This window comes from Acinetobacter courvalinii (genome assembly GCF_014635545.1).
GTDB lineage: Bacteria > Pseudomonadota > Gammaproteobacteria > Pseudomonadales > Moraxellaceae > Acinetobacter > Acinetobacter courvalinii.
In genome coordinates, this window is the sequence record NZ_BMDA01000002.1 from 188,634 (window position 1) to 206,276 (window position 17,643).

The window sequence follows — 17,643 nt, forward strand, 5'->3', positions numbered from 1 at the left end:
AAAGCAGATCCGGTAAATACGACAAGATCAGGATAGCATTAACTGTCCTGATCTTAATAGGGCGGCTTATTTTTCTGAGGTGTTGGTGAAATAGCTGGTCATCAAATTGCGGTAATCCGGAATGTGATTCGAGAATAAAGCCCCCAGACCTTCGATGTCATTGCGCCAGTCACGGTGCAGTTCACAGGCCATGCCAAACCAGGTCATCAGCTGTGCGCCGGCTTGTGACATTCGATCCCACGCGGCATCGCGAGTGAAGGCATTAAAGGTACCTGAGGCATCGGTAATCACAAACACTTCAAAGTCTTCTGCCAAGGCAGACAGCGCAGGGAAAGCGACACAGACTTCCGTCACCACACCGGCAATAATCAATTGTTTTTTACCGGTGGCTTTGACTGCCTTGACGAAATCTTCATTGTCCCAGGCATTGATCTGGCCTGGACGGGCAATATAAGGCGCATCCGGGAACAGTTCTTTCAGTTCAGGCACCAGTGGACCATTCGGGCCATTTTCAAAGCTGGTGGTTAAAATCGTCGGTAAGTTGAAATATTTTGCCGCATCTGCCAAGGCCAGCACATTGTTTTTAAATTTGTCTGGATCAATATCACGAACCAGTGAAAGTAGGCCAGCCTGGTGATCGACCAAAAGAACCGCTGCGTTGTCTTTGTCTAGGCGAATATAGTCTTTAGCCATTGTTGTATCCTCATGTTGTTGTAAAGAAGAAGACGGATAAGAAGATGAATATCCGTACTGCTTGAAATTATGCTAGTTAAATTTTTAAGTCAGATGAAGCACAAAAAATGAGACAAACAATATCAAAAATAGGATGATTGATTATATTTAGCTTTCAATAAGCTTTTTAATTTTAAATTGTCCTATAGATAGAATAATGTGTTGCCATTCTGAGGCTATAAGCCCCCCTGTTGTAGGCGTAAAATAGCATCCAACAGCAGAACTTCTACTCTATAGGAGAAACCAGATGAAGAAAATTCTTGGTGTGTATCAGAACAAACACATGCACTGGGTCGGTGATGGTTTCCCGGTGTATAACCTGTTTTCTTATGACCGTTTAGGCCAAAGCCTAAGTCCGTTCCTGTTACTGGACTACGCCGCACCTTATCGTTTTGATCCAACTACAGCGCAGCATGGAGTCGGTTCACACCCACATCGTGGCTTTGAAACGGTCACCATTGCTTACCAAGGTGAAGTGACCCATAAAGACTCCAGTGGTGGTGGCGGAACTATTAAAGCGGGTGATGTGCAATGGATGACGGCCGGTGGCGGGATTCTGCATCAGGAATTTCATTCGCCTGAATTTGCCCATGAGGGCGGCTTGTTTGAAATGGTGCAACTGTGGGTCAATTTGCCCGCACATTCCAAAATGACGCCAGCAAAATATCAGGCCATTGAAGCCGACCAGATTCAGCACATTGCACTGGATGATGCAGGCAGTGAAATGCGCATTATTGCAGGTCAATATCAGGACGTTGATGGCGCCGCGACCACCTTTAGTCCGGTCAATGTATGGGATGGCACGATTGTACAGGGTCAGCAACACAGCTTTTATGTGACCGAAGGCCATACCACCTTATTGGTATTGCTATCTGGGAAAGTGAGCTTGAATGACGACCAAAGCATTGAAGCGCCAAGTCTGGTGGTACTGAGCCGTGAAGATATCGAGTTTAGCCTCAAGGCCGAACAGGACAGTAAATTCCTGATCCTGACCGGTCAGCCACTCAATGAGCCGATTGAAGGTTATGGGCCTTTTGTCATGAACAGCAAAGCGGAAATCGTTGAAGCTGTACGTGATTTCAATAGCGGTAAATTTGGCCATATGGAGGCTTGATTGCACAGTTAAATCTAGCCTATGTAAGAAAGCCCGTCACACCTTGAAGTGTGACGGGCTTTCGCTATAAGGGTCCTCTATTGATTTTTTTAATTTATTGTCACTTATAATTATTCAGCTTATTATGTGACTTTGTTCTCGTTCTTATATCAAAAGAATAGCGCTAAATTTGTGCTTTGCAAAGCCCCTAAAGCCCTGAAAATGAAAAAATAAAGAAAGTTCTGTATAGTTTTGTGGCCTAAAAGGTAATTTTTTGAATGGTTTCATTGGCTTAAGTGCAGAATCAGAATTGTGATAAAATGTAACAATAAATGAACAATGAAATTCAACAAAACACGGCCTGAAATGCTGAATCTGGTATTTTTTAATACCGTATTTGGCCCGAGTATCAGTCATAATCAAGAAAAATCATCAACTGATGGGACATAATTTTGGATATTGCAATTATTGGCAGTGGAATGGCAGGACTTGCCTCAGCCAGAATCCTACATGATGCAGGACATAAAGTAACGATATTCGAAGCGCTCGCAGGTCGAGGCATGGATAGTCATAGTATTGACTTTGATGGTGGCATTATTGATGCACCTTTGCGTGTCATGAATCCAAAGCTGTGGCAGAACACCCTGAGTCTGGCCAGCTATTTAGGTATTGAAACCTTTCCTGTCCGTACTTTTATGGCGTGCAGCTGGCTGTTTGAAGATAAAACAGAGACCTGGCTGACCACCTCACGCAGCCGCATTGGCAACTTCCCGATCATTAATAACCGTAAAGGCATCCAGCAATATGGCTGGCGTCTGGTCAAGGGCATGTTGCAGCTGAAAACGGCAGTACACCAATTCTTTAAGTCCGACAAGCAGGACATTACCTTAGCCGAATTTATGAATCAATATCATATTGAGGAAGTGTTCTGGCATGGTACGGTGATGCCGGTGCTGTATACCATTTGTACCTGTCATCCCAAGACCATTGGTGAATGGCCAGCCAAACCTTTATTGGAATTTATTCGCCAGTTGACCGAAGGTGAAGCCTTATTGCGTATGAAAGGCGGTACGCCCGCTTTGGTCAGCCGCCTGATTGATGGCATTGAGATTCATAGTGGCTCACCGGTGAAGACAGTGGAAGAGCAGGGCGATAAAGTGCTGGTGGAGAATGACCAGGGCGAGCGTCAGCTGTTTGACCGTGTGGTGATTGCCACGCCAACCCCCGCGATTGAAGGTTTCCTGAAACAGCCGCAGTTTGCTGAAGATATTGCCTTGCTGAAAAAATTCCGTTTTGAAGAAGGTGATCTGGTTATTCATACCGACCCGATTGTGATGCCGCAACGCCGTAAAGACTGGGCGGTACTCAGCTATATGATGGACCGTAAATTTACCCGTCAGCAATTTACCGTGTGGATTAACTCGATTGAACCGACGCTGGTCGGTAAAAATGCCGTGTTCCAGACCTGGTGTCCGGTGATTGACATTGATCCGAAGAAAATCATTTCCAAGGTCAAACTGACCCGTGCGGTGGTGGACTCGGAAACGGTCGCGTTGAATAAACAGATCCAGCAGCGTCATTTAGACCAGAACCGTAAAGTGTTTTATTGTGGTTCGTGGTCATGTGATGGTTTGCCAATTTTAGAATCGGCTGTCACTTCAGCCATGCATATTTCTGAAATTTTAGGTGCGCCGTTACCCTTTGTTGGACTAAAACCAAAAGTGAAGGTTGCGCCCGAACTCGGTTATTAATATGCGCTCCTTCAAGCAGGCACTGATTGAAAAAGTCATCGGGCATAAATATGCCATTGATGCCCGGCATCTCGGAGATGACGCAGCGCTTGCCTGGAGCAATTTGGGCTTTTGGCAGGGCCAGCAGCAGGACTATGCGCTGGCTTGCCAAAGTCTGGCCGATCAGATCGCTGTCTCCCTGCAACTCAAATCAACAGATCGTGTTCTGGATCTGGGCTGTGGACAAGGGGCCAGCCTATTGCACTGGTTACAGCAGTACCAGATTCAACAACTCAGCGCAGTTGAACTGCAACCTGCCTGTGTACAACGAATTCAAAAATACTTACCGCAAGTTCAAATTTATTGTGAAAATTTTTTGAATTTAAAAGCACTGCCACTTTTGAATTCATTTGATGCTGTGCTGTGTATCGATGCAGCTTATCATAGTGATTTGAATTCATTTCTTAATGCCGTGTCCCCTGTTTTAAATTCAAAAGGCCGAATCGCTTTTCATACCCTGATGTGGTCAGAGAACTGGGCAAACTGTGGATATCTTCAACAGCAGCACTATCATTACCTGTTAAAAAGCGCCGATGTGCATTGGCAGCAGCTGCTGGATCAGCAGCAGCTTGAGCAGACCTTGACGCAGCAGGGTTTTTGCGAGATTCAGATTCAGGATTTTTCCGAACCGGTGTTAAAAGGTTTTGCTCAATATATTGAGTCGCGAAAAGCCGAAAAGCATGGTTTTGATTTTGCCCAGTTCAAAGTCGAGATGACTGCCAAGTTGTGCCGAAAACTCTATCAGGATGGATTAGTACGTTATATTCAGGTCAGTGCAGTAAAACAGTGAGAACAAGATGCCAAATCAATATAAAGGTTCATGCCTGTGTGGGGCGGTGAGCTATCAGGCGGAAGTCGCGCCACGTTATCGTTTTAATTGTCATTGTCGTGATTGCCAGAAGGCCACGGGCAGTGCCTATGCGCCGATTGCATTCTTTCATCAATCCGAACTGAAGATCGAAGGCGAACTGAAATATTTTGAATCTCTGGGATTGTCTGGCAAGCCGATTCGCCGAGCTTTTTGCCCAACCTGTGGTTCGCAAATGTTTGGTTTGCCTGAGCTGGTACCGGAGATGATTTCAATTCGTGCAGGAACGCTGGATGATCCAAATCTGTATCAACCGCAAGCAGAATGTTTTGTGAGTCATGCCAATGAATGGGATCTGTTAAATCCGGATATTTCACATTTTGAGAAAATGATGGGGAAGAAAAGAGAATAAAGCGAGAAATGGTGCCGGCACACGGATTCGAACTGTGGACCTACTGATTACAAGTCAGTTGCTCTACCAACTGAGCTATGCCGGCAACGTGGCGAGAATTCTACAGAATCTGTTTAAAAAAACAAGCGAAAAAATAAGCAAACGGATGAATTTAATGAGCGTATGGAATTTTCGCCAGTTGCATTTTAATGATTCAGCGCATAAACAAAGGAATCAATGATTTCGCCTGTGTTTAAATGGGCTTTGACAGGCACACGTTGATAGCCTGCACCTTCGAATTCGTCCAATTGTTGCCAGTGTTGTTCCAGGTTGTCTGAGAAAAATACAAAGCCAGAGACTTGATTTTCGCTTTGATCTAAAACAATACCCGGAAAGCCGAGTTCTGCCCCCCAGCCTTGTTGTTTGAGGTTACCAAATACATGTGCTTCTGCCCATGTACCACCAATATTTTCCATAATATGGGCATTAGGGCGGTTTGGTCCTAGAGTCCCGTAAACAAATAAACTGAGCATAGTGAAAGGTAGGGAAGTAAAAGAAGTAGAGTAGCAGAGATGATACAGAAGAGTAGGATTAATATAATCTGAAAGATTAGTGGATTGTACTATTAAAGTTAGAAACATCTGAATGTATTAGGGAAATAAATTCTTCAGATGAATAAAATTATTTGATTAAGTTATGATAGAGTTGGTGCCAACATACCAAGAATTTTTATAATTTATATTATTTTCAATTGGTTATTTAAAAAAACAAGTGACAATACTTGTCGTCGTAAAGTCCAAAAGTCTTGAATCTTAAAGTAAGAACGGATAGAGTTACTGGAGAAAACTCTCCAGTGAACACCTCTAAATGAATTTGACTAATTTTACTTTACATTTTTCAGGGCATGAAACTTTTGCTTTGCGTTATGGTTGGCTAAATAAAGCTCATACCTTATTGAATTTAAATGAAAAAGATGTTGAAAAGCAGGTTGTTGAGTTGGGTGTAGGGAAAAACATGGTCAATAGTATTAAATATTGGGCCGAGATTTCTGGTTTAGTCCCTTTACAAAATAAAGAGAATAATAAAATAGATTATGAAACAAGGTTGGGTGAAATTTTTGAAAATTATGACCCATTTCTAGAATTAAATGAATCCACTTGGCTATTACACTATTTTATTCAAAAACGGTTTAATGACCTAACCTTTTCTCGTTGGTATTTTAATTTTTCAAACAAACAAGTATTTGATAAATATGAATTAGTTAGTGATTTGATTAATTGGTTAGAGTCGGCAGGGCTTAAAGTTCCCTCACTAGCAACTTTGCAAAAAGATTTTGATTGTTTTGTATTGTGCTATGCAAAAAGACTGAGTAGAAAGCAGTTGAATGAGGATACATTTGTTTCTCCTTTGAATGAATTAAATTTCATTTATCAGATTGAATCACATAAATTTAAAGCAGACTTACTTGAGCAGAAAAACTTGCCCATAGAGGTTTTTTTATATTGTTTAGTTGATTTCTGGCAAGAGAATTTTAGTCAGTCACCTACAATCAGTGTTGATAGTGTAGTCACTAACCCCGGAAGCCCAGGAAAACTTTTTCGTTTGAATAACACAGCAGTTGATTATTTTCTAAATCAGTGTGCGTTAATAGATGATCGTTTTAATTGGACAGATACCTTAGGAATGAGAAGTCTAGCTTGTGATCAAGTTAATGAAGTTGATTTAAATGAGCTCTTAGCTAATATTTATCGTGGGAAAATTCAAAATGACTAAAGTAGAAAATTTGAATCATTATTATCAAATTCACGTTAATCATCTTTTATCTACACGACTTGACACAGATATATCAAAAGAGTTTTTTGACAAGGTTGTTTTTCATGGAACAGCTTATAATTCTTTACAAACCATTATTGATTCATTTGCTTCTTCTGGACAGTCAACTTTTACATTAACAGGTAGTTATGGAACAGGAAAATCTACTTTAGCTGCTGTTTTAACAGGTTTGCTGCATCAGGATGATAATATACGAAGTGCAGCACGAAATCTGGTAAATGATAAAAGACTACTTAAAAAGTTGGACAATTCTTTTAAGCTCTATGACAAAAAGCCTTGGCTGATAGTTAAAGCTGTAGGAGGAGTGACCTCTCCGACAGAGTTATTTTATAAATCTATTTTAAAAGCCTTAGAAGAAGCAAATCTGATTGAATTTCTTCAGGATGACTTGTTTTTCTTATCTGAAGAAATTAAAACTGAACAACAGTTAATCGTATGGATAGATCAAGTATTCCGTTCTCTTGATGGTAAAATATCTGGCAGCATTTTTATTCTAGATGAAATGGGCAAGTTATTAGATCATATCGCTCGAAACAGCGGTGATTTACATCTTTTTCAGGAGTTATCTGAAAAAATTAACAGGCTTTCTACAAAAGAGTGTCCTTTTTTATTTTTAGGAGTTCTTCATCAGGCCTTTTCTGATTATGCGAAAGGTTTAAGCCATCAAATTGCATTGGAGTGGGCAAAAATCCAAGGACGATATGTTGATATTGCATATAGAATTTCATTAGATGAATCTGTGGCTTTAGTTTCTAAAACAATTAAAAAAACGAAGAATAAAATTCCTAATCCTGTTGTTATTCTAAATGAACGTCTAATTGATGATGTTATGTTGTCAATTAGCTCAAGATTAACGGAAAGCAGCCCTAAAATTAAACAATATTTTATCAATGCCTTACCTTTACATCCATTGACTACAATTTTGCTTGGAGCAATTGCTAAAAGTAGTTTTAGCCAAAATGAACGTAGTATTTTTAGTTTTCTTTTATCTGTTGAACCCTTAAGTTTTAGAAAGTTTTTAGATGCGGATGTTGAGTATTATAAAACTTACACAATTGTTGATCTATGGGATTATTTAAGTCATAACTTACAGCATCAAATTTTAGGTTCTAAAGAGGGGCATTCTTGGAGTGTTGTTGAAGAATCGCTTACTCTACTGAGTAAGCAGATGAACAAGTTTGAAATCAATAAAAATATTGATTTAGATCAATTGTATTTCAATATTGTTAAAGCCGTCGCAATGATGAATTTGTTTGGTAAGCCATTAGGAGTTTATCCAACAAAAAAATTGATAGCGAATGCTTTGCCTACTTCGGCAGCCTCATTAGACTTTCTTGATGAGTGTCTAAATAATTTGCAATCTTGGGGTGTTATAACTTATTGGAACCGTACAGATTCTTATGAGGTTGTTGAAACATCTGAACTAAATATTCAACAACTTCTAGAAGAGAAATTGCAAACTCTTAGTAGTCAGCAGAATTATTTCGAACATATTGATTATAAAGGAAATTCGATCTTAGCGAAAAGACACTATCAGCAGAAAGGTGTTATACGTTGGATGGATCAACATTTAGTCTCTGATATCTCAGGACTAAACAGCTTAATTGATAGTGATACTTTACAGAATAGGAAAGCATTTGCACATTTTGTGTTAATTACGGGGCAAGCTTTAAACTCTAAGCAACTTGCAGAAATATCTTCCCAGCACCCTAATTTAGTGATTTCTCAACTTAAAAAATTAAGTGAAATTTTGAATTGGTCTAAAGAGATTTTCGCTTTAAAGGAAATTTATAGGGATCAGCCCAAATTAATGATAGATCCAGTTGCTAAGAAGGAGTACGAGCAACGACTAAATTATGCGTATCAGCAGGTAGATTCTTTATTTCAGCAATCATTTGAGCATGTTGATTGGTATTTTTCTGGAGAAAAAATTCTATCTAAATCATTGTCTATGGTTGCTTCTGAAATTGCCGATAAAGTATTCTTTGCATGCCCTACAGTTTCAAATGAATTAGTCGTAAGACATGATGTTTCTAGTTCAGCAGCGGCTGGTCGAAGAAAATTATTAGAAAAGATGCTTGAAAGTAATGAGTGTGAAAATCTGAATATAGAGAAGTTCCCACCTGAGAAAGCAATTTATCTTTCTTGCTTAAAGCAGTTAGGCCTGCATCAGTATCAAGCAGAGCAAAACAAATGGGCTTTTGTTATCCCTAAGTTTGATATTGAAAATGATCAAGATACTAGTGGTAATTTGAAACTTGTTGCTGAAATGATGGAGGTTGGACATGCCTTATTCAAATCAAATAAAGGTCTAGTCAAGATTTCTGATTTATATGATATTTGGTCGGCATCACCATTTGGTATACCTCAGGGATTGTTACCAATTTTTGGTTTAGCTTTATTGTTAGCTAAAGAAAAAGCCTTAGCATTTTACGATCAGGATGTTACACAAGATTTTCGCTTTATCAGTTCAATGGATGCAGAGTTTGTAAATAAATTAGTTAAGCGTCCAAATGAGGTTGCAGCAAAATTTGTTAAAGAGCCTGAAGAAAAGCACCGATTTATACAGCTATTAGCAGAAAGCATCAGCTCTAATTTTTCAAAAGATATTGATGAAACACCTTTGTTGGTAGCCCGCTTTATTGTCTCATATGTTGTTAAACAATCAAATTGGGTTAAATTCTCTAAGGATATAGAATTTTTTGAAGTGAAGGTCCAACAACTTCGAGCTTATATAGTTAAAGCTGATGATCCCTATAAACTCTTATTTGAAGATATGTATGATTTGTTGGATGTAAGTAAACGAAATGATGTGCAAATTCTTTCCGATCTTTCAGATTTTTTCATCAGTATTCAGAATTCTAAGCTCAATTTATTCAAGAAGTTTGAACAAAGCCTTTTTAAAGAATTAGGTGAAATTACAAATGATATTCTTGAGCAAGCAAAATCTATAAGTACATCTGCCGCAGATTGGAAAATGAAAAAATTTGCGGAACATTTATCGAATAGCTCAAATGACTCTTCGCAATGGATTAGTAATATGATTACTTTACTTGGTCAGATTCCAGAGAGAGATTGGAGTGATGATAGCTTGAAAAAAGCTTTTGAAGCTTTACCAAGTTATGTGCAACGTTTCAAGCAGTTAAGTTTTTTTACTAAAAAAACTAAGATCGCTTCTGATGAGGATCATAAGTCTTTAGCGATTATCGTAAATACTATTAATGGTCTAGAAGAATATAATAGAAATGTGATTATTGAACCCGAACTTCAGACTAAATTGAGTAATGTTGAGATTGAGCTAAGTAAACAGGTTGATTCAATTGAATTAAGTGATGATGCGAAAGCTATTGTTTTATACCAACTCTTGAAGAACTATTTGTATCCAATAGGTGAGGAGGGAAAACATGAAGATTGAAAAGCCAGTTAAGCATGTTTTGGGATTATCTGGAGGAAAAGATAGTGCCGCACTTGCTGTCTATATGCGAGACAATTATCCAGAATTGGATATTGAGTATTTTTTTACTGATACTGGCAAAGAACTTCCAGAGGTTATGGAATATTTAAATAAGTTAGAGGCTTACTTGGGTAAACCAATTTTACGTTTGGGATCTGATAAAGACTTCGATTATTGGTTGAAAGAATATAATCATTTCTTACCATCTGGGCATCAACGTTGGTGTACAGTACAAATGAAATTGGTTCCATTTGAAAACTGGGTGAAACCTTTTTTAGATGAAGGTTATGAAATCATAAGTTATGTTGGTATTCGTGCGGATGAGCCATGGCGTGAAGGTTATGTACCAACACAAAAATTTTTAACGACAAAAATGCCGTTTGCTGATGATGGTTTAGTTAAAGAAGATATTATAAATATTTTAGAAGGAACGGGTTTAGGGCTGCCAAAGTATTATGAGTGGCGCTCTAGAAGTGGATGTACGTTTTGCTTTTATCAAAGAAAAATTGAATGGGTTCGGTTAAAAGAACGTCATCCAGATAAATTTGAAGAAGCTAAGGCTTATGAAAAACAGTTATCTGACAAAAAATCTACAAATGGTGAAACATACTATTGGATGGGAAAAAATACACCCCTAAGTACACTTGAAGATCCTGAACGTATTGCCCAAATTAAAGCCGATCATGAGCAAAAATTGGTTAAATTTAAGCAAAAGCGTCGTCGTAATGCTCTGCATGATGATCAACTAATTGAAATGATTGATCTAGATGCAGTCTATGATGATATGGAAGGTGCTGGGGCATGTGTTACATGTTATAAGTAAGGTTCTGGGTTATGAAAGTTATCTTATTAATTTAGATGAGATTGAAAATTGTTAAATTGTTATAAATGGAATGAAATTGATAGTATTCCTCAGCGTTCAGGTATATATTCTTGGTATTTGAATTTACAAATATCCCAAGCTGATATAGTTGATGTAATTCAGAAAGTTCGGATAATGAAAGAAGAGTCATTTGAAGAAGCAAAGAATATAATTGAAAGATTTATAAATAAATTTATTTTGAATCCTTATAAAGAAGATCCATATGAGGTTTTAATTAAAGGGAAATTGAAGCCAAAATATAATGGTTTAGTGCATAATGATCAAAATGAAATTTCTGAAATTCTTGTTCTTAAAATTTTAGATAATCCAGATATTTTATATAGTTTGGTTAATATTATAAGTGGCGTTAGTCCTTATTTTAATTCGCCTTTATATATTGGGATGGCAAAAGATTTAAGAAAAAGATTAAAACAGCATAAGACAAATATTATTAAATTAAAAGAAAATGGTACAGAGATCAGTTTTGATTTGAAAAATGATGCAGGTTTTGCTAGACAGGTAGTAAGTAGAAATATGAATTATGCTAATTTATTTGTACATATTGCATATTGTGATACTGATAACTTAGATCCAAGTATACTTGAAAATATTTTGAATAGAATTAATTATCCTATTTTTGGAAGGAATTAGTAACAATGCGTTTCCCTAAGAAAGAATCTGCTTTAGATATCACTTTAGAAGGAGCTGTTGGTTCTTTTAAAGTCGATAAAATTGGCTCTGAATTAAATAATGATGTAATCGAAGTTAAATATATATTAACTCATGTTTCACTAAGTGAGAATAATAGTAAGTCAAAACTACTAAGCCTATTAGCACCAGTAAGGGAAGTTTTTGATTTGAGCCAATTAGGTGTAGACGAATTAATGCAAAGGGATATTGAAGACTCTAGAGTTTCATTGGAGTTAATACCATATCTACTTGATAATTCAAACTCAGGGTTAGTGAAACTATTTCCTCCTATAGTTGCAATTGTTTTACCATTAAAACCAAATAGTAAAGAGCCAGATAATTATTATAAAGAGGTCTTTTATACATCTAAGAATAATGATCAAAATCCAGAGTATCAAGAGAATAAAATTACTGCAGGAAGAACAGGTGAAGAACAATTTGAATTTTTACAATACTCTCGAGATCAAATTTTAGAAGATAATGGAACGCTTAAACTATCAAGAGATAATAGTGCTTTAGCAATTGTTGATGGCCAGCATAGAGCAATGGCCCTTTTAGCTTTATATAGGAATCTTAACCAAGGATGGTCAGATTCGAATAAAAGTCCATATGAAGAATATTATAAGGTTTGGCCTCAGAAACAAATCCGAAAATATGATTTAAGTCACTTACAATTACCAGTAATGATATGCACATTCCCTAAGTTAGACAAAGAGTTCAATAATAGTACAGATGTAATCAGGGCTGCAAGGAAGGTTTTTCTTACACTAAATAAGTCAGCAAAAACTGTTTCTGATTCTCGAAATAAATTACTGAATGACCAAGATATCACCTCTGAGTGTTTGCGTGAAACTTTAAATTATATCAAAGATTTAGATTTAAAGGACAATACTCCATTCCGTATATGGAATGTGGAATTGGATCAAGAAAAGGATAAAACTAAGATTGTTAGTGATGTTGCTTTTACAGGGGTATCACATTTATATACTCTAATAGACCAAATTGTGCTTGGAAGTTATGCATTTGGTATTGAGCCAAAAAATAAGTCAGGTGCGCCTAAGAAGCGTTTAGATGAATCTTATATACGTTTAAATTTGGAAAATTTACTAAAAGAGGAACAAAAAAATAATAATACTAAGTTTAATTACTCAGATGAAATTAAGGTAAAGTTTAGAAGCTCATGGAAAGATAACTATATTCCATTAATAATATATATATTTTCTAACTTAGAGGTTTATAAAGCTTTTTCAAGAGCAACTCTTCAACTTAAAAATACTATTGTGGAAGAACATGAAAGCAGAATGGAAAAAGTGCTATTTGATGGTCAGGCTGCTCGAAGAATTTTTGATGATTTCATAAGTGGAATTGAAAGAAGAGTAAACGATGAGGACGTAGAATGGAACACACCAGAAATTAAAGATGTGTTGAATAGGTCTAAAGGTGTTATTAATAAAAGAAATGATTATATAGCACAAATGGGACGAGTGAGGGCTAATTTTCTCTTCGAAAAAATAAAGAAACCTAGATCAAATTTCCTTAATGATGTGGAGATTGATAAAAATATTATACTAGGTCTAGACAAGATTTATAATACTGTTTTCTCAACCGTAGCATTTCAAACTGCCTTGATTGTAACATTTACTGAGTCGCTGTTAAGAGCTTTTAATAAGATTAATCCTGAAAAGGTAATGGAATTCTTAGCTGAATATGTTGAATCATTGAATAATTTCTTTGCACCTAAGAATGATAATGAGCTTATAAACTTCTTTTCTGTATTTGAAGGTGAGTTAAAGAATAATGATGGGATTATACGTTTTGATGATGAAGGTAAATCATTTAGAGATGTAATTCTTTCAGGTGAGATGCAACCTTCTGAATGGCCAAAATTCAGGTATTTACTTTTAGAACTTTGGCATCCAAGTAATGAGGTTATAAAGCAAATAATTCAAGATGATAGAGAAAAATGCCGTAGACAAGTTTCGGAGAAATTAGTTCAAAAGTTAATTCGAAATTACTGTAAAGACAATGGAATAGCTGAGATTGATTTGGATGAACATGTAAAAGAACAGATTTTAGAGAGAGCTAAAAATAAATATGAAAACTTCCTTAAGGCTTTAGGCGTTAAAGATTCGACTATCTCGAATGAAATTTTGAAATCTCCGCCTGAGGAGATTGATGATTTCGAACTTGAACAAGACTAAATATTTTTATTAAAGCAATATCTTAAGAATGATATTGCTTTAATTCAATAAATTTTTTTAGTAAGCTCAATAGATTTTTAAAATCGTGATCAACTCCAAAACTAAGTCTTAAGCTTTGATTTGCCTCACTAAAGTTTAATCCTATCTCTGCTAGTACATAAGAAATCTCAATATTCATTGATGAGCAAGCTGAACCTTGAGAACATAAAAAATCTGAGGTTCCTACAAAATGTGCAGCGTCAAACTTAGGAAGCCTAATATTTACAATATGAGGAATGCATTTTATATCGGGGGAGTTGATAGCTCCTCCAATCTCAATAATTTTAGTTCGGAACAAACAATTCAAATTATTTACTTCTGTATAAGTATTTTCAATTGTTGGATCTTCTACGGCTGCGCCAAAACCTAAAATTAATGGAGTAGGAAGTGTACCACCTCTTAAGCCATATTCTTGTCCAGCTCCATGAATCACTGGTTGAATTCTCGTTTCTCTTAAGTCTCTAATATATAGCGCTCCAATACCTTTAGGACCATAAATTTTATGCGCTGATATTGAAAGCATATCTATATTCAGTTCATCTACATCAATAGCAATTTTTTTGTAAGATTGAGCTGCATCTACATGAAATTTAATATTTCTCTCAAAACATGCTTTACCAATTACTTCAATTGGTTGAATAGAACCGAGTTCATTATTGACGTGCATAATACTTACAAGAACAGTGTCATCTCGCATGGCTTGAATGACATCCTGAGAATCAATTATCCCATTTTTCTGTGGGGAGATATAAGTAATTTCATAGCCATGTTCTTTTTCGAGGAAATGACAAATTGCTAGAATACATTTATGCTCAATTGACGATGTGATGATATGTTTTCCCTTCTGTTGGTTTGCTAAAACATATCCTTTAATTGCTAGGTTGTTGGCTTCAGATGCACCACTAGTAAAAACTATTTCACTTTTATATGCTCCGATTGAATCAGCTAGTATTTTTCTAACATTTTCGATCTTCTCTGCTGAAGTACGACCTAGCTTATGGGCAGAAGATGGATTCGAATACTCTTCCTCAAAAGCTCTAAATAGTTCAGTTCTAACAGATGGCAGAAGAGGTGATGATGCAGCAAAATCTAGATAAATCATATTTAGCGCATAAAAAAAAGAGAGGCTATAAGCATCTCTTTTTTTTTACCTTTAATCAATCATTCTAACCAATTAATCAACTCATCCCAAGCTAATTCGTAAAGTCGTTTAGAGCGTGTAATGATGAAATCAGTTGACCACGGTTTTGTCATACTACCCAAAGCAATAAGATTAGGCATATATTTCTGAACTTGTAAAAGTTCTTGTGTTAATGCACCGAAACGAATGTTTTTTGTTTCAGCTGCTTCACGTAGAATTTCTGCCGCACTATTTTGATCTTGAGCACCAACTACTTTGTAAAAGATTCTTTTCTCTGCCCAAACTCGATTACCTAAAGAAGAGTTAAGTTCATGAGAGACAAGTATTAGATTACCCAGTGTATCAATTAAATCACCATGCTCATAAATTGCTTGTTCCCAAGAGCCGTTATTTGATTGCGGGGCAATATGCTCTAAAGATAGGTTTCTATCATCAACATATGATTCTAGATTTAAGCATGGATTAGATAAATCTTTGCCCTTGATTAATAAACCTTCATACACAGTATCAGCTACAGCATCATGATGTGCCGCAAGTAAAATAAATTTTGCTAATTTCGAGCTTTTATAAATTGGTTGATATGTTGCTAAATTGATAAAATTTTCTTTGTTTTGAACTTTTCCTTTGCGTTCCGCGTCAAGTAATCTTGATTTTAATTCCGCCTTGAATAGATCTATATTTATAACTTTATCTTGCATGTAAAGTTTTGCTAGGCGTGGAAGACCAGATGGCATTTCTGATTTGCTAAGTATTTCTCGGTATTCATTATCAATTCCTCCAGTTCCTCTTCTAGTCGCTCTCCAAAGAGTGCTGAAAGCAAGCATAGCTTTTATAGCCTCTTCAAAGTCCTTAAATCGTTGAGCTTTTTCATTTTGATCTTGAGCATCGACAACTTGACTAAAGAATAAAGTTAAAATCGGAATAACAATCGTATGGTTAATATCTTTGAAAAATTTTAGTCCGAGTTTTGAGGTTGTAGATAATTGATGATGATTAAAAAACTTCTGAATATCTGTATAGCTATCAGATTCCCAGAAATACTTCTTAAAATTAGCACAATAACTAAGCATTTTAATGAACGCTAGAGGGTCCGTAGCTTCTTCAAAAGATGTTTTTAGTTCACTACGTTGTTCTGCTAAACGACCAGAAATTTTTAGACCTGAATATGAGCTAAAAAAGTGTATTAATAGTTCTTTAGTCGCTTTCTGTAACTCAGGACCCACTGAGAAGATACATAAATATTCAGAAACTTGATCTAATAATGCTTTTTCAATTGAATCTTCATAATCAGCAAGTCCTACAGCATTTACTACTCTAGGTTTAAATGTTTCAAAAGCTGTTAAAGGCTCACCTGTTGTATTTAAAGATTCAAAAATAGTAAATGCATAATCTTCATTTTTACCTTTTACCACCGTTAAAACGACTCTATGCAGTACGTAGCGAGCATAAAAGACAAGAAGACTCAATTTGTCAAAAATTTCTTTTTCAGGCTCTTGTAAATTTTGAATATTTTGAACTGGTGCTACATGATTAAGTAAACCTTCTTGGAAAGAATCAGAAGCATAGATATCATCAATATTAGGTACTTCTTCTATTTCATCGGCTACATTACTACGATTATTTATAATACTTTTAAGAATTTTCATTAGTTGATTAAAACGATCAACAAGAGCTTCTTCACCTTCTATGTTTGAATTTCTTTTACTCGGTTTATATTCGATTACGTCATAATCGACTTTATCAATTTCAGTGATGTAGTTAAAAGTTAAATTAGCAATTGGAGAATCATATTTCTTATTCGCAGGACTCTTAGACCATTGATCATCAATTGATCTAATCATTCTAGGGTAAAGAGGCGATTTTCCAAATGAGTATTTTTCATAAAATGTATCAGCTAACGCTGATAAAGCTTCTTTCGTCTGGCCATCAAGCCATTCTAAAGCTGTGATATGGCTTTCGAGTTCTAGAGAAATTTCTGCCCCTTCATTGGCTAATTTTTCATATTCATTAAATAAAGACTTTGTTTTTTTTGTGAATTGCTTATGCATTAAGCTTAGCGTGTTATGCAGAGCAATACAAACAAGTAATAACGTGGTCATACGTTGTTGACCATCAATAACAGTTAATACTTTACTTGGTACATCTGCTCGTACAATTGGTTGGACTGTAGAGTTATTTACATCATGAATTGTGATCACAGTTCCAAGAAATGTAAAACTATCATCAGATTTAAGTAATGTTTTAAATCCGTGACTAATATCCTCTATTAAACGGCTAACTTTATCCTTATCCCAACTATAAGGGCGTTGGTAGGATGGGATGTATAGACCTAAGCCTCTATCCGCTAGTAACTCCATTGGTGATTTAGAAATCGCTTCGAATATTGTTTTAGGATCGACAGCCACTTTTATACCCCTGAATAAATTTTAGTAATAAAACTATTAAATAATCTACTATATTGTCATTATCTCTAATTGTTGTCATTAAGAATAATTAGAAATTAGTCTTAATTATCAGAAAAAAACATCATTCTTGTTCAATTGAATTTTATTAAAATCTAAAAATATTTTTGTTAAGTTGAAAGTAATTTGAAACTTCACAACATTCAA

At 36.0% G+C, this 17,643-nt stretch carries 13 protein-coding genes and 1 tRNA gene; 9 read left to right on the forward strand and 5 right to left on the reverse strand.

Annotation, left to right across the window (positions count from 1 at the left end):
• Positions 1 to 66: 66 nt before the first annotated feature.
• Positions 67 to 693 (reverse strand): isochorismate family cysteine hydrolase YcaC, encoded by a 627-nt coding sequence (gene ycaC / locus IEV39_RS10465; RefSeq protein ID WP_005282525.1) that lies wholly within the window; start codon positions 691 to 693, stop codon positions 67 to 69.
• A gap of 286 nt (positions 694 to 979) precedes the next feature.
• Here ycaC and IEV39_RS10470 point away from each other — a divergent pair, with 286 nt between their 5' ends.
• The 4 genes from IEV39_RS10470 to IEV39_RS10485 all read left to right on the forward strand — a co-directional run bounded on the left by IEV39_RS10470 (position 980) and on the right by IEV39_RS10485 (position 4,835).
• On the forward strand, positions 980 to 1,846 hold the full coding sequence (locus IEV39_RS10470) for a pirin family protein (RefSeq protein ID WP_005282529.1): 867 nt from the start codon (positions 980 to 982) through the stop codon (positions 1,844 to 1,846).
• Positions 1,847 to 2,277: 431 nt separating this feature from the next.
• The gene (locus tag IEV39_RS10475) at positions 2,278 to 3,576 is read left to right on the forward strand and encodes an FAD-dependent oxidoreductase (protein ID WP_005282532.1); all 1,299 of its coding nucleotides are present in this window, start codon (positions 2,278 to 2,280) and stop codon (positions 3,574 to 3,576) included.
• A gap of 1 nt (position 3,577) precedes the next feature.
• On the forward strand, positions 3,578 to 4,405 hold the full coding sequence (locus tag IEV39_RS10480; RefSeq protein WP_005282535.1) for an SAM-dependent methyltransferase: 828 nt from the start codon (positions 3,578 to 3,580) through the stop codon (positions 4,403 to 4,405).
• Between the two features lie 7 nt (positions 4,406 to 4,412).
• A complete protein-coding gene (locus IEV39_RS10485; protein ID WP_005227807.1) occupies positions 4,413 to 4,835 on the forward strand; it encodes a GFA family protein in 423 nt (140 codons plus the stop codon).
• Positions 4,836 to 4,844: 9 nt separating this feature from the next.
• Here IEV39_RS10485 and IEV39_RS10490 read toward each other — a convergent pair.
• Positions 4,845 to 4,920 (reverse strand) — tRNA-Thr (locus IEV39_RS10490).
• A 100-nt stretch (positions 4,921 to 5,020) separates the two neighbouring features.
• On the reverse strand, positions 5,021 to 5,347 hold the full coding sequence (locus IEV39_RS10495) for a gamma-glutamylcyclotransferase family protein (RefSeq protein ID WP_032883131.1): 327 nt from the start codon (positions 5,345 to 5,347) through the stop codon (positions 5,021 to 5,023).
• 334 nt (positions 5,348 to 5,681) lie between these two features.
• Here IEV39_RS10495 and IEV39_RS10500 point away from each other — a divergent pair, with 334 nt between their 5' ends.
• From IEV39_RS10500 to IEV39_RS10520, 5 genes are read left to right on the forward strand one after another with little or no spacing between them, the layout of a single operon-like run.
• Positions 5,682 to 6,587 (forward strand): DUF4007 family protein, encoded by a 906-nt coding sequence (locus IEV39_RS10500; protein ID WP_005282541.1) that lies wholly within the window; start codon positions 5,682 to 5,684, stop codon positions 6,585 to 6,587.
• Positions 6,580 to 10,062, forward strand: a complete 3,483-nt coding sequence (locus IEV39_RS10505) for a P-loop NTPase fold protein (protein WP_005282544.1) — start codon at positions 6,580 to 6,582, stop codon at positions 10,060 to 10,062. Before IEV39_RS10500 ends, IEV39_RS10505 begins: the two co-directional genes overlap by 8 nt.
• Positions 10,052 to 10,924: a phosphoadenosine phosphosulfate reductase family protein gene (locus IEV39_RS10510; protein WP_005282546.1), complete on the forward strand. Its 873-nt coding sequence runs from the start codon at positions 10,052 to 10,054 to the stop codon at positions 10,922 to 10,924. The genes IEV39_RS10505 and IEV39_RS10510 overlap by 11 nt, the downstream gene beginning before the upstream one ends.
• Positions 10,925 to 10,972: 48 nt before the next feature.
• On the forward strand, positions 10,973 to 11,614 hold the full coding sequence (locus IEV39_RS10515) for a GIY-YIG nuclease family protein (RefSeq protein ID WP_005282550.1): 642 nt from the start codon (positions 10,973 to 10,975) through the stop codon (positions 11,612 to 11,614).
• Between the two features lie 5 nt (positions 11,615 to 11,619).
• Complete coding sequence (locus IEV39_RS10520) at positions 11,620 to 13,854, forward strand: DNA sulfur modification protein DndB (protein ID WP_005282553.1); 2,235 nt, start codon at positions 11,620 to 11,622, stop codon at positions 13,852 to 13,854.
• A gap of 22 nt (positions 13,855 to 13,876) precedes the next feature.
• On the opposite strand, the gene IEV39_RS10525 is transcribed toward IEV39_RS10520, so the two are convergent.
• Both IEV39_RS10525 and IEV39_RS10530 read right to left on the reverse strand, forming a co-directional pair.
• Positions 13,877 to 14,995: a cysteine desulfurase family protein gene (locus tag IEV39_RS10525; RefSeq protein ID WP_005282556.1), complete on the reverse strand. Its 1,119-nt coding sequence runs from the start codon at positions 14,993 to 14,995 to the stop codon at positions 13,877 to 13,879.
• Positions 14,996 to 15,054: 59 nt separating this feature from the next.
• Complete coding sequence (locus IEV39_RS10530; RefSeq protein ID WP_005282558.1) at positions 15,055 to 17,439, reverse strand: DUF262 domain-containing protein; 2,385 nt, start codon at positions 17,437 to 17,439, stop codon at positions 15,055 to 15,057.
• Between the last annotated feature and the right edge of the window lie 204 nt (positions 17,440 to 17,643).